Annotated in this window: 13 protein-coding genes; 4 read left to right on the top strand and 9 right to left on the bottom strand. The window is 68.6% G+C overall.

Annotation, left to right across the window (positions count from 1 at the left end):
- Positions 1-72: 72 nt before the first annotated feature.
- On the bottom strand, positions 73-1431 hold the full coding sequence (locus G3N62_RS00500) for an NAD(P)/FAD-dependent oxidoreductase (RefSeq protein ID WP_124670697.1): 1359 nt from the start codon (positions 1429-1431) through the stop codon (positions 73-75).
- Positions 1432-1531: 100 nt separating this feature from the next.
- On the opposite strand from G3N62_RS00500, the gene G3N62_RS00505 reads away from it, so the two are divergent.
- A complete protein-coding gene (locus G3N62_RS00505; protein WP_049032209.1) occupies positions 1532-2485 on the top strand; it encodes a LysR family transcriptional regulator in 954 nt (317 codons plus the stop codon).
- Between the two features lie 20 nt (positions 2486-2505).
- On the opposite strand, the gene G3N62_RS00510 is transcribed toward G3N62_RS00505, so the two are convergent.
- Complete coding sequence (locus tag G3N62_RS00510; protein ID WP_185733109.1) at positions 2506-2703, bottom strand: hypothetical protein; 198 nt, start codon at positions 2701-2703, stop codon at positions 2506-2508.
- Positions 2704-2895: 192 nt separating this feature from the next.
- Between G3N62_RS00510 and G3N62_RS00515 the strand changes: the two genes are divergently transcribed.
- Together G3N62_RS00515 and G3N62_RS00520 are read left to right on the top strand one after the other, a co-directional pair.
- Positions 2896-3819 carry an AraC family transcriptional regulator gene (locus G3N62_RS00515; protein ID WP_124670695.1) on the top strand — a complete coding sequence of 308 codons (924 nt, stop codon included), beginning with the start codon at positions 2896-2898 and terminating at the stop codon, positions 3817-3819.
- 133 nt (positions 3820-3952) lie between these two features.
- Positions 3953-4840 carry an NAD(P)H-binding protein gene (locus G3N62_RS00520; protein ID WP_034189665.1) on the top strand — a complete coding sequence of 296 codons (888 nt, stop codon included), beginning with the start codon at positions 3953-3955 and terminating at the stop codon, positions 4838-4840.
- Positions 4841-4865: 25 nt separating this feature from the next.
- Here the strand turns inward: G3N62_RS00520 and G3N62_RS00525 are convergent, their stop codons facing one another.
- Together G3N62_RS00525 and G3N62_RS00530 are read right to left on the bottom strand one after the other, a co-directional pair.
- Positions 4866-6068, bottom strand: coding sequence for a benzoate/H(+) symporter BenE family transporter (locus tag G3N62_RS00525; RefSeq protein WP_034189664.1), 1203 nt, complete (start codon positions 6066-6068; stop codon positions 4866-4868).
- 176 nt (positions 6069-6244) lie between these two features.
- Complete coding sequence (locus tag G3N62_RS00530; RefSeq protein ID WP_124670694.1) at positions 6245-7270, bottom strand: fatty acid desaturase; 1026 nt, start codon at positions 7268-7270, stop codon at positions 6245-6247.
- Between the two features lie 243 nt (positions 7271-7513).
- Between G3N62_RS00530 and G3N62_RS00535 the strand changes: the two genes are divergently transcribed.
- Positions 7514-8338 carry a PhnD/SsuA/transferrin family substrate-binding protein gene (locus G3N62_RS00535; RefSeq protein WP_124670693.1) on the top strand — a complete coding sequence of 275 codons (825 nt, stop codon included), beginning with the start codon at positions 7514-7516 and terminating at the stop codon, positions 8336-8338.
- A gap of 40 nt (positions 8339-8378) precedes the next feature.
- On the opposite strand, the gene dbpA is transcribed toward G3N62_RS00535, so the two are convergent.
- The 5 genes from dbpA to G3N62_RS00560 form a co-directional block, all read right to left on the bottom strand.
- Complete coding sequence (gene dbpA, locus G3N62_RS00540) at positions 8379-9782, bottom strand: ATP-dependent RNA helicase DbpA (RefSeq protein WP_034189661.1); 1404 nt, start codon at positions 9780-9782, stop codon at positions 8379-8381.
- Position 9783: 1 nt separating this feature from the next.
- Positions 9784-9981, bottom strand: coding sequence for a hypothetical protein (locus G3N62_RS00545; RefSeq protein ID WP_006483193.1), 198 nt, complete (start codon positions 9979-9981; stop codon positions 9784-9786).
- A gap of 255 nt (positions 9982-10236) precedes the next feature.
- Positions 10237-11898: a malate dehydrogenase (quinone) gene (mqo, locus tag G3N62_RS00550; RefSeq protein WP_175027251.1), complete on the bottom strand. Its 1662-nt coding sequence runs from the start codon at positions 11896-11898 to the stop codon at positions 10237-10239.
- A gap of 520 nt (positions 11899-12418) precedes the next feature.
- Positions 12419-12724: a hypothetical protein gene (locus G3N62_RS00555; protein ID WP_185733108.1), complete on the bottom strand. Its 306-nt coding sequence runs from the start codon at positions 12722-12724 to the stop codon at positions 12419-12421.
- Positions 12725-12793: 69 nt separating this feature from the next.
- On the bottom strand, positions 12794-13282 hold the full coding sequence (locus G3N62_RS00560) for an Lrp/AsnC family transcriptional regulator (RefSeq protein ID WP_034189659.1): 489 nt from the start codon (positions 13280-13282) through the stop codon (positions 12794-12796).
- Positions 13283-13345: the final 63 nt, after the last annotated feature.

Consider the following 13345-nt stretch of genomic DNA (forward strand, 5'->3'; position numbering starts at 1 on the left):
ATATAAGAAAACGGCATATCGAGCGATGGCCGCCCGGCATGCCGTCTTGCGATGCCGCGTGCGTGCCGTCGATCAGTGCAGCTTGATCGACGGCTGGTTGCGGCTTTGCAGCCAGTGGCTCAGCGACTGGAACAGCGCGCGCTTCGCGCCGACCACGCTGAACAGGTGCTTGCGATACAGGAACTTGTACAGCCCGATCGCGGCGAGCCCGTCGACGATCAGCGAGCGCGAGCGCACGCCGATGTCGGCCTGGTACACGGCGCCCGCATGGCCGAGCGACACGACGGTGCCCGCATCGTGGAACGTGAAGCCGGCCACCGGCTTGCCGGCGATGCGCCGCGCGAATGCGTTGACCAGATACACGGCCTGCTGGTGCGCGACCTGCGCACGCGGCGGCAGGAAGCCGCTCGCACCCGTCGACGGGCACGCGGCGCAGTCGCCGAACGCGTACACGTGCGGATCGTCGGGCGTCTGCAGCGTGTCGGTCACGATCACCTGGTTCGAGCGGTTGAGCGCGAGGTCGCCGATGTCCCGCAGGATCGCGGGGCCCGCGACGCCGGCCGCCCAGATCGTGATGTCGCTCGCGAGCCGTTCGCCCGTCGCGGTCGTCACGGCGTCCGCGCCCACTTCCGCCACGCGCGTGTCGGTCAGCACGTCGACGTTCAGCGCGCGCAGTTGCGCGTGCATCTTGCCGGAGAGCCGTGCGTCGAGCGCCGGCAGGATGCGCGGGCCGCCTTCGATCAGCCGGATGTGCACGTCGCGTGCGGACACCAGCGCCTTGAAGCGGTACGTCGTCAGCTGCTGGACCGCGTGGCGCAGCGCGGCCGCCAGTTCGACGCCCGTCGCGCCCGCGCCGATCACGTTGATGCAGATCGGTGCCGCGCGCCGCGCGGGCTGCTGCTCGGCCAGGTGATTCGCCTTCGTGCAGGCCGCGAGGAACTTGCGGCGGAAATCCTCGGCCTGGTCGAGGTTTTCGAGCGGCAGCGCATGGCGGGCGGCGCCCGGCACGCCGAAGAAGTTCGTCACGCTGCCGACGGCGAGCACGAGGTCGTCGTAGCCGAGTTCGCGCCGCGGCAGGACTTCGGTACCGTCCGCGTCGTGCACGGCCGCGATCGTCGCGGTGCGTGCCGCGCGGTCGACCTGCTGCAGCGCGCCCTGCACGAAGCGGAAGCCGTGGCGCTTGGCCTGCGCCGCGTATTCGATCGTGTGCGAGGCCGGATCGCGATGGCCCGATGCGGCTTCGTGCAGCAGCGGCTTCCAGAAGTGCGTCGGATAGCGGTCGACGAGCACGATGTCGGCCTGGCCGCGGCGTCCGATCGTATCGCCGAGACGCGTGGCGAGCTGCAGGCCGCCGGCGCCGCCGCCGACGATCACGATGCGCGGCAGGCGCGGTGCGCGGTCCGTTGCAAGGTTGGGCGTGGTGTTGTCCATGTGGGGCTCCCGCTGAATGACGATTCGGATGACATTGCTCAAGAACCGACGATATAGTTTGGCACCCACTCGAACAATTTAATGTTTATAAGCGACTCATATGTATTCACTTATAGGAAAGACCGCGACGTTCCGGCAGCTGAAGGCGCTGGACATGATTGCGCGGCTCGGCAGCGTGTCGCGCGCGGCCGAGGAGCTGAACCTGACGCAGCCGGCCGTGTCGCTGCAGGTTCGCCTGCTGGAGGAGGCCGTGGGCGCCGCGTTGCTGCAGCGGGTGGGGCGCGGCGTGCAGCTGACCGCGGCCGGCGAGATCGTGGCGCGTTATGCGCGCGAGATCCTGCATCTGTGGAGCGAGGCCGGCGACGAAGTGGCCGCGTTGACGGGCGATCTCGGCGGCACGTTGCGGATCGGCGCGATCACGACGGCCGAGTACCTGATCCCGCCGCTGCTCGTCAAGTTCACCGCGACGCGCCCGCACGTGAAGACGTATTTCAAGGTCGGTAATCGCGACGACATCATCCGCATGCTCGCGACGCATGAAATCGATCTCGCGGTGATGGGCAGCGCGCCCAAGGAACTGCGCACGCACGCGGTCGAGTTCGCGAAGCATCCGATGGTGTTCGTCGCGGCGCCCGGCCATCCGCTGATGCAGCGCAAGCGCGTCGCGCTGAAGGATCTCGAATCCGCGCACCTGCTCGTGCGCGAACGCGGCGCGGGCACGCGCTCGACCGTCGAGAGCCTGTTCAAGAACGCGGGCCACCGGTTTCATGTGGGCTCCGAACTGTCGAGCAACGAGGCGATCAAGCAAATGGCCGAAGCGGGGCTCGGCATCGCGTTCCTGTCGTTGCACGCGTGCGCGCTCGAGCTGCGCACGGGGCTGCTCGGGCAACTGCCGTTTCCCGGCAACCCGATCGAGCGCGAATGGTATGTGGTCACGCTCGCCGACCGGCGCATCTCGCAGGTCACGGGGCTGTTCCGCGACTTCCTGATCAAGCAGGGCGCGCCGGTGATCGACGGCGCGACGGTGGCGCCGCACGATCGGCGGCGCAAGTAGGCGAACGCGTCGGCTGCCGGTCAGACGAGCCCGAAGTCGTCGTTGCTGTCGGGAATCGACGCGAGCAGCCGTTCGAGCCGGTACCCGCCCACGATGCGCAGGCACCAGGCGGCGATGGCGGTGCGGCGGGTGCGCGGGCGGGGATCGGATGCCGGGCGGGCGGCGCCGGAAGGCGAAGGCGCGACGAACGTCGCGCGCAGCGGGCAGGAATGGGGCATGGCGGGCTCCGTAGGTGTCGGATGGGGCGATCGTAAGCGCCGCGGCGCCCGCTGGCGCGCACGCAAGGATCGTCTCGAGCAGAAACGGATGATCTTTTTCCGCTCGGTGCCGGGACGGCCGCCCAGGCCCGGCGCGCGGCCCGAAAACGCGTCACAATGCGCGTTCGAACCACGAATGGGTGGAGCCCAGCCATGAGCGATCCGATTCCCGCCGTGCCGCCGGACAACGGTGTGCCGGTCAGTTTGCGTTCCAGCCGCGGGCTCGGCTGGCGGGGCTTCGGCGCGGCGCTGCTCGACATTCGCGCCGGCACGTACCGGATTCCGGCCGCCGAGCATCACCGCATCGGCGTGCATATCGGCGGGCCCGTCCGCGCGGATTGCGTGTGCGACGGCGAGCGCGTGTCGCGGATCCAGGCGCACGGCGACGTCGACGTGATTCCGGCCGGCCTGCCCGGCCAGTGGACCGACAGCGCCGACTGTCGGATCCTGCACATCATGCTCAGCGACGCGTTCGTGCGACGCACCGTCGAGCACCTCGAACTGAAGCCGTCGCACGCGCAGATCCGCCGGCGGCTGCAGGTGCGCGACCCGCGGCTGCAGCACATCGCGTGGGCGATGGCCGCCGAGCTCGAAGCGGATGACGCGTCGGACCCGCTCTATGCGGAAAGCCTGTGCACGGCGCTCGTCGCGCGGCTGGTCGACGGCCAGCCGGTGTTCCGCGAACGCCGGCGCACGCTGGCGCCGAAGGCGGCCGCGCGCGTGATCGACTATGTCGAGGCGAACCTCGAGCGGCGCATGACGCTGGCCGAACTCGCGGCGCTCGTGTCGATCAGCGTGCCGCATTTCAAGGTGCTGTTCCGCGAAACGCTCGGGATGCCCGTGCACCAGTACGTCGTGCGGCGCCGGGTGGAGCGCGCGAAGGCGCTGCTGCTCGAAGGCCGGCTCAGCATCAGCCAGATCGCGCTCGAAGCCGGGTTCGCGCACCAGAGCCACATGGCGAACTGGATGAATCGCGTGCTCGGCGCGACGCCGACGGAGATTGCGCGCTCGGGCGCGCGGGGCCGGTTGCGGCTGGCTTATGACGGGGAGGACGACGTGAAGCCTGCGCGCCGATAGCGGCCCGGCGGGCGGATTGCACGAACGGCGCCCGCATCCCGTCATCCTTTCCTGCGCGATTCATCCCTCCCTGCGCGCCTTTCCGGCCGCGCATGCCGACAATCACGACACCTTCATCCCCCAGGAGCGGATCGTGTTCGTGATCTTCGGAGCATCAGGCAACGTCGGCCTGTCGACCGTGACGACCTTGCGCCAGGCCGGCCATGCCGTGCGCGCGGTGCTGCACGACGCGCGCCAGCGTGACCGTTTCGTGCAACTCGGCTGCGATGTCGCGATCGCGGACCTGACGGACGAGAATGCCGTCGCCGCGGCGATCGACGGTGCGCAGGCCGTGCAGATCCTGTGCCCGGTGCCGGTCGCCGATCCCGATCCGGCCACGACGATGGCGCGGACGATCGACGTGGCGGCCGCCGCGCTCGCCGCGAACCCGCCGCCTGCGCTGCTCGCGTTGTCGGACTACGGAGCGGAGCTCGAAGGCAATACGGGTATCACGCGTCTGTTCCATGATTTCGAGGAACGTCTGAAGACGATCCCGACGCGACTGACGCTGCTGCGCGCCGCCGAACATCTGCAGAACTGGGCACGCGTGCTGCCGGTCGCGCTCGGCGCCGGCGTGCTGCCGAGCTTCCATCATCCGGTCGGCAAGGTGTTTCCGACGGTGTGGGCGCCCGATGTGGGCGTCGTCGCGGCGCGGCTGCTGCTCGATGCGCCGGAAGGCGGCAACGGGCCGCGCATCGTCAGCGTCGAGGGGCCGCGACGCGTGAGCGTGACGGCGATCGCGGAGACCCTCGGCGCGGCGGCCGGCCGTGCGGTCGTCGCGCACGAACTGCCGCGCGAGACATGGCAGGCGACACTGCTGCGCGCCGGGCTCGGCGAGCGCCATGCGCAGCTGATCGTCGATCTGTACGACGTGCACAACGCGGGGCGGATCGACGTCGAGGCCGACGTGTCGGAGCGGGCTTACGGGACGACGGCACCGGAGGACGCGCTCGCGCAACTGGTGCGCCGGCATGCGCGTTGAGTGAAGCAGCCGCACGCGGCGCGCATCACGCGGGCCGGCGCACCTTGTTCAGCACCGCATACGCCACCGACCCGATCACGATCCCCCAGAACGCGGACCCGAGCCCGAGCCACGTCATCCCCGACGCGGTCGCGAGGAACGTGATCATCGACGCTTCGCGGTGGTGCTCGTCCTCGAAGATTCCGTGCACGTTCGCACTGATCGCGCCGATCAGCGCGAGCCCCGCGAGGATCGCGACGAACGCCTTCGGCAGCGCGAAGAACACCGTGACGATCGTGCCCGCGAACAGCCCGCCGAGCAGGTAGAACGCGCCGTTCGCGAGGCCGGCGACGTAGCGCCGGTCCGGATCCTCGTGCGCGTCCTTGCCGGTGCAGAGCGCGGCGGTGATCGCGGCAACGACGATCGTGATCCCGCCGAAGCACGCGACGACGAGCGACATCACGCCGGTCGCGGCGATGATCGGGCGCGCCGGTGTGGGATAGCCGGACACGCGCAGGATCGTCATCCCCGGCAAGAACTGGCCGGTGAGGCTGACGACGACGAGCGGCAGCGCGAGGCTGAGCGTCGTGCCGAGCGTCCATTCGGGGGCGATGAAGACCGGCCGCGCGAGGCTCGGCGACACGTTGCCGAGATGCGTCATCCCGAGCAGCGTCGCGAGCGCGGCGCCCGTCAGCAGCACGAGCACGATGCTGTAGCGGGGCAGCAGGCGCCGGAAGATCACGTAGGCCGCGATCATGCCGAACGCGAGCACGGGTTGCGCCGACGCGGCGGAGAACGCATGCATGCCGAACGGCAGCAGGATGCCGGCCATCATCCCGCACGCGATGCCGCGCGGGATGTGGCGCACGAGCCGGTCGAAGTAGCCGGTGACGCCGATCAGCAGGATGATGACGGCGGCCGTGATGTACGCGCCGACGGCCTGGTTGAGCGTCAGTTGCGGAAACAGGCCGACGAGCAGCGCGGTGCCGGGCGCCGACCACGCGGTGACGACCGGTACCTTCAGCCTCCAGCTCGCGAACAGGCCCGATACGCCCGCGCCGATCGAGATCGCCCAGACCCACGACGACACCATCGCATTGGACGCGTGCGCGGCTTGCGACGCCTGGAAGAAGATCGCGAGCGGGCCCGCATAGGAAATCAGGACCGCGAGAAAGCCCGCGGTGATCGCGGACACGGACCAGTCGTTGCCGATCGTGCGGATCGCGCCGGGCGGGGAGTTCGGTTGCATCGTCGTCGGGAAATGCGGCGCGCGGCCGTCGGGCGGAGCCGGGGCGAATGATTGTTGGAAGCCCCGGATGAGCCGCCATTCTGGCCATTGCCGGCCCGGTTGGCAATTCGCCGGCGAAGATCGACGTTGTCGGCTTTTCGTAAGGATTGGTGCGAAAGCGGAGGGATCGCCGGCCGTCACGTACTGATCTGCAGCACCGTGTCGACCACGGCCACCTTCACGCCGCTTCCGGTCGACAGCGACGCCGTGCCTTCGTCGAACGGATGCACGGGCGGGTCGGTCGGCGTCCACGCATGGCGCGCGAGCAACGCGCGATACCCGCCGCGGATCACGAAGCCGCCGCATTTGCGCGCATACGCGTCGCGCCGCATCCGGTATGCACGCGGCAGGTCGTACCACGGCAGCTTCGGCAGGTCGTGATGGACGAGGTGATAGTTGTTGTTCAGGTACAGCAGCCGCATCGCGAAACCGGCTTCGTTGATCGTGATGCGCGCCTTCGGATGCCGCGCGGCGCGGTGCTCGTACAGCGAGCGGATCATCGCGAGCGACAGCGCGGGCCACGTGACGGCCAGCAGGTAGTACCACCACGGCACGCCGATCGCCCATTGCAGCCATGCGAGCAGCGCGATCACGCAGGCGGCGTGCGTCGCCCACATCGGCAGATAACGGAAGTCGCCGCGCCGGAACGCGGCGAAGGCATCGCCGATGGTCGCCGCGACGGAGAGCGGCGGCCCGACGACGATTCGTCCGATGAAAGTCTTGCGCGCGACCGTCAGCGCACGGCGCCAGCGCGGCAGCCGCGCCCAGCGTTCGCGCGTCACGTAGTTCGTTTCCGGATCGACGCCCGGCACGGTCAAATCTTCGTCGCGATGATGGTCGAGGTGGGTGTCGCGATACAGCGTGTACGGATACCAGACCGTCAGCGGCGGATAGCCGAGCAGCTTGTTGATGAACGCGGAGCGCGTCGGATGGCCGTGCAGCAGTTCGTGCTGCAGCGACATGTGCCATGCGCCGAGCAGGATCAGCGGCGGTGTCGCGGCCGCGAGCGGCAGGCGCCCGTCGCGCACGAGCAGCAGCACGGCGAGCCAGCCGCCGTAGATGACGGCGACCAGCAGCCAGGTCGGCCACTCGGTGCGGGCGGTGAAGCGGGCGTCGAGCGCGGCAATCGCGCGCGCATGATCGACGTCGAAGTATTCGGCCATGGCGTTGAGGCGGGATGGATCGGGCAGTGCGGGGAACGAGCGGTGGAACCGGGACGCTCGGCCCGGGTGCGCAGGTGTCTCGCGGATCACGGTCGGCCCGCCAGGCATCGCGCAGGGTGCGGCGCCGGCAGGCCCGCCAACGGTAACCGGCGGGCGCGCCATGGCCAACCAATCGATTCGTATTTGCTTATCGGCGGGCGGCCGATAAGCATCGGGGCCGCCGCCGATGCGTAGAATGCCCGCATGAGCCCATCGATCGCCGTACTCCCGATGTACAACGTGACGCCGCGCCACGCCGCCCTGTGGCGTGCGCTGTTGCGCGACACGCTCGATGCGTTCGCGCAGGCGGGCGGCCCCGCCGACGTCGTGCTGCCCGACGATCCGTTCGACGACCTGCACGCGCTGTGGCGGCGCGACGATCTGCTGCTGTCGCAGACCTGCGGCTATCCGTACCGGATGCTCGGCCTGCGCGACGTCGTGCGCTTGATCGCGACGCCCGCCTTCGACGCGGACGGCTGCGACGGCGCGCGCTACAGCAGCGTGCTGGTCGTGTCGGCGCGTGTGCACGCGGGCGGCTCGACGACGCTCGCCGCATGCCGGGGGCTGCGCGCCGCGTTCAACGGCGAGGATTCACACAGCGGGATGAACGCATTCCGGCACGCGGTCGCGCCGCATGCGCACGACGGACGCTTCTTCGGCGCGGTCACGCCGTTCGGCTCGCACGTGAACGTGCTGCGTGCGCTGGCGGCGGGCGAGGCCGATTGCGCGTCGATCGACTGCGTGACGTTTGCCTATGTGCGCGATGCGCTGCCCGATCTGCTGAAGGACATCCGGGTGATCGGCACGACGGCCTCCGCGCCGGGATTGCCGTTCATCGCGTCGCGGGCACTGCCGGAAACGCAGGTCGGCGCATTGCGGGAGGCGCTCGATCGGGCGGTGGCCGCCGATGCGGAACGGGCGCGCGTGCTGCGGCTGAAGGGATTCGAGCGGCTGTCGCCGGCCGACTACGACACGATTGCGCGGCTCGCGGAGGACGCGGCCGCGCACGGCTATCCGGAACTGGCGTGAAGCGCGGGGCGGCGCGCGGCATGGCGCGCCGCGTCGCGCGTCATGCGTCGTCTTCGTCCATCAACCGGACCTTGACCCGCTTGCCCTTGATCTTCCCCGCATTGAGCTTGCGCAACGCGTCGCGCGCGACGCCGCGCTCGATCGCGACATAGGTCGAGAACTCGGTCACGTTGATCTTGCCGATCTGCTTGCCGTCGAACCCGGCGTCGCCGGTCAGCGCGCCGAGCACGTCGCCCGGGCGGATCTTGTCCTTGCGCCCGCCGAGGATCTGCAGCGTTTCCATCGGCGGCAGCAGCACGCTGTCGTCCGCCGGCTTCAGTTCCGCGAGCGGATGCCATTCGACGTCGCGCTTCTGCGCCTGTTCGATCGCGCCGACGCGGCCCATCTCGTCCATGCTCGCGAGGCTCAGCGCCCAGCCTTGTTGATCCGCGCGGCCGGTGCGGCCGATGCGGTGCACATGCACTTCGGGGTCGGGCGTCACGTCGACGTTGATCACTGCTTCGAGCTGCGCGATGTCGAGCCCGCGCGCCGCGACGTCGGTCGCCACCAGCACCGAGCAACTGCGGTTCGCGAACTGGATCAGCACCTGGTCGCGCTCACGCTGGTCGAGCTCGCCGTGCAGCGCCAGCGCGTGGAAACCCTGCGCATGCAGCACGTCGAGCAGGTCGCGGCACTGCTGCTTCGTATTGCAGAACGCGATCGTGCTCACCGGCCGGTAGTGGTTCAGCAGCTGGCCCACCGCGTGCAGCCGCTCGTTCTCGGTCACCTCGTAGAAGCGCTGGCGGATCTTGCTGTCGTCGTGGCGCTCCTCGAGCTTGACTTCCTTCGGGTTGCGCAGGAACTGCTGGCTCAGCTTCGCGATGCCGTCCGGATAGGTCGCGGAGAACAGCAGCGTCTGGCGCGTGGTCGGGCACATCCGCGCGACCTTCGCGATGTCGTCGAAGAAGCCCATGTCGAGCATCCGGTCGGCTTCGTCGAGCACCAGCGTGTTCAGCGCGTCGAGCTTCAGGTTGCCGCGGTCGAGGTGATCCATGATGCGGCCGGGCGTGCCGACGACGATGTGCGCGCCGTGTTCGAGGCTTTGCGCCTGCGGGCGCATCGGCGTGCCGCCGCACAGCGTCAGCACCTTCACGTTTTCTTCGGCACGTGCGAGGCGGCGCACTTCCTGCGCGACCTGGTCGGCCAGCTCGCGCGTCGGGCACAGGATCATCGCCTGCACGTCGAAGCGGCGCGCGTCGAGGCGCGCGAGCAGTGCGAGCGAGAACGCGGCGGTCTTGCCGCTCCCCGTCTTCGCCTGGGCGATCAGGTCCTGGCCGGCCAGCGCGACCGGCAGGCTCGCGGCCTGGATCGGCGTCATGTCGACATAGCCGAGCTGCGCGAGGTTCGCGAGCGTGGCGGGCGTCAGTGGCAGCGCGCTGAAGGGCGTGGGCGTCGATTGGGTCATGTCAGGACAGGTCTCCGAGGTAGGGGCGGCCTTCCATCTGCTCGTAGACGACGTTGCCTTCGTCGTCCTCGAAGCGTTCGAGGTAGTTGCGCGCGCCGCACAGCGGGCAGCGGAACAGCAGCCCCTGGCCTTCGTCCTTGATGACGACGTCGGACTGCTCCCACTGCGTGCCGCAGCTCTGGTTTCTGCAGGTAAACACGGTCTTTCTCCAGCTGAATTCGGTTGATGGCGCGCCCGGGCGGGCGCGGCAACGGCGGGCGGCGCTCGCGCGGCTCGGGCGCGGGCCGCACCGGCGGTGGCTCGGGTTGTGTCGATGCGGATGATGGATCGGGCGGCGACGGGGTCGCGCGTGCCGCAATTCTAGCGGATGCGGGGGCGTCCGCCCGGCGCGCGCCAAGAAAAACGGCCGCCCCGGAGGGCGGCCGTGCGGCGTGGCGAAACGGGGCCGGGCGCGTTACAGCGCCATGTCGGCCGATGCCTTCGCCGGGCGGGCCGGCGCGTTGCCGGCCGGCTGCGACGGCACGCCGAGGTCGATCTTCGGCGGCGGCGACAGCTGCAGCACGTCGCTCGTGTAGGTCCATTCCTCGACGACCTTCGCCGGGCTGTCGTTCAGCTTCGTGCCGTAGCTCGGCACGATCTGGCGGATCTTCTGCTGCCACTCGGGCGTCGCGACCTTGTCCTTGAACACCTTCTTCATCAGGTTCAGCATGATCGGCGCGGCCGTCGACGCGCCCGGCGATGCGCCGAGCAGGCCCGCGATGCTGCCGTCCTGCGACGCGACGATCTCGGTGCCGAGCTTCAGCACGCCGCCCTTGACCGGGTCGCGCTTGATGATCTGCACGCGCTGGCCGGCCTGCCACAGGCGCCAGTCTTCCTTCTTCGCGTTCGGGAAGTATTCCTTCAGCGCGTTGAAGCGATCGTCGTCCGACAGCATCAGCTGGCCGGCGAGGTACTGGACCAGCGGGAATTCGTCGACGCCCACCCGCATCATCGGCGCGACGTTGTGCAGGTTGGTGCTCTTCGCGAGGTCGAAGTACGAGCCGTTCTTCAGGAACTTGGTCGAGAACGTCGCGAACGGCCCGAACAGGATGATCTTCTTGCCGTCGATGATCCGCGTGTCGAGGTGCGGCACCGACATCGGCGGCGAGCCGACCGACGCCTTGCCGTAGGCCTTCGCGAGGTGCTGCTTCACGACCTCGGGGTTGTCGGTCACGAGGAACGAGCCGCCGACCGGGAACGCGCCGTAGTCCTTCGCCTCGGGGATGCCCGACGCCTGCAGCAGGTGCAGCGCACCGCCGCCCGCGCCGATGAACACGAACTTCGCGTCGACGGCTTGCGGCGGTTCATCCGAGTGCAGCTTGACCCACGACACGTGCCACGTGCCGTCGGCATTGCGCGTGATCTCGCGCACTTCGCTCGACAGCGACAGCGTGAAGTTCGGCTGCGTCTTCAGGTAGCCGACGAACTGGCGCGTGATCTCGCCGAAGTTCACGTCGGTGCCGATCGGCGTCCACGTCGCCGCGACCTTCTGGTTGCGGTCGCGGCCTTCCATCATCAGCGGTACCCACTGCTTGATCTGGTCGTAGTCTTCCGAATACTGCATCCCGCGGAACAGCGGGCTCGCCTGCAGCGCCTCGTAGCGCTTCTTCAGGAAGCGCACGTTGTCGTCGCCCCACACGAAGCTCATGTGCGGCGTCGAGTTGATGAACGAGTGCGGGTTCTTCAGCACGCCCTGCTTGACCTGCCACGCCCAGAACTGGCGCGAGATCTGGAACGACTCGTTGATCTCGATCGCCTTCGAGATGTCGATCTTGCCGTCCGCCTTCTCCGGCGTGTAGTTCAGTTCGGCGAGCGCCGAGTGGCCGGTGCCGGCGTTGTTCCAGCCGTTCGAGCTTTCCAGCGCGACGCCGTCGAGGCGTTCGACCATCGTCATCGACCAGTCGGGCTGGAGTTCGTGCAGCCAGACGCCGAGCGTCGAGCTCATGATGCCGCCGCCCACCAGCAGGACGTCGACCTTCTTCGTATCGGCGGCGTGCGCGGACGACGTCGCGACGCACAGCGCGAGCGCCGACAGTATTACCCGTAACGTTTTGATCACAGCAGATCCCTTTTTCAACTTGGATACATCGGTTTGCCATGCCGCCCGGCGCGCGGTTCCATTGCGCCGGCATGCGGATCCGGAGATCCGGATCGCGAATCCGGAATTCCGGATCGACGCGATGCGCCGTTGCATTTGCGCACGCGCAGCCGTTCGGAAGGACACCTTCGGATCGGCTTCCCGCGGGCAGGCAATCGCAGCATCGCGAGGGTGCGCAACGTGCCCGGGCCCTTGTGGCAAGCCTCGGCGGAACGCGCTTCAGGCTGCGTGGAAAGGCGCCGCGCGCGATGCGTTTTTGCGGGGGCGGGGTGGCAAGGGGCGCGTAATATAACCGAACTCGGACAACGTGTCGCAGACGACGAATGCCCCTGTTTTCGTGGGGTTTTTTGCGTGTCCGGGTTTCCGGAATGACGGTGCGCGGGGCGGGAAAACCGGCGGGGTCGGAAGCGCGAAATGCGGGCGACGGACACGCCGTGCGCCACGCGGGTACGTCATCGGGCCGCGGCGTTGCACCGCGCCCCGTTCACGTCGAATCACTTCACTTCGCTTCGCCGTTCCGGCAGAACTGCGCGTAGGCCGGTGCCGAATTCGCGAAGCCATGTGCCTTCGCGAGTTCCCACGGACGCTCGCACTGCTGCGTATGCTCGCACCATGCGTAGCCGGCCGAGCCGATGCAGCCGTGTGCGTCGCGATCGCCGCCGACGATCGGCGGAGCCGCTTGCGCGGAGGGATCGGCCGGCGCCGATGCACTGGCCGGCGCGGACGATTGCGCGGCACAGGCGCTCAATGCGAATGCGCAGGCGATCGCGGCGGCCAACGACGCGGCGGGAAGGTAACGTTTCATCGGGTAGCGCTCCATGGGATGACGATCGGTGGCGGATGCCCGCATACGGGCGCATGGACGCGTGATCAATCACGCGTCCGGCACCGGCACGCGCGACGAGAACTTCACCTCGCGCAACGCGAGGCTCGACTGGATCGACGATACGCCGGCCTGCTTTCGCAGCACGCGCTCGACGAATTCCGCATACGCGTCGAGATCGGCCGCGACGACCTGCAGCAGGTAGTCGGCGGCGCCGGTGATCTTGTGGCACGACGTGACTTCGTCGTGACGCCGCATCACCTCCTCGAAGTGATCCGAATCCTGATCCGAGTGCATGTTGAACGTGACCTGCACGAACGCGAACACGTTCATGCCGAGCGCGCGGCGGTCGAGGTTCGCCTGGTAGCCGGTGATCACGTGCTCGTCCTCGAGCCGCTTGCGGCGGCGCCAGCACGGCGTGACGCTCAGCGACAGCTTCTCGCCGAGCGTCGCGTTCGACAGCGCGCCGTCTTCCTGCAGCAGGCGGAGCATTGCGCGGTCGACACCGTCCAGTTCAACCGAAGCGCGATTTTTGCTCATATCCGGTGTCTCGTAGACAGATTTCTCAAAATTGTACGAAACGAAGAAGCGAAAAGCAAAGTT

The organism is Burkholderia sp. Tr-20355, from assembly GCF_017104685.1.
Lineage (GTDB): Bacteria > Pseudomonadota > Gammaproteobacteria > Burkholderiales > Burkholderiaceae > Burkholderia > Burkholderia seminalis.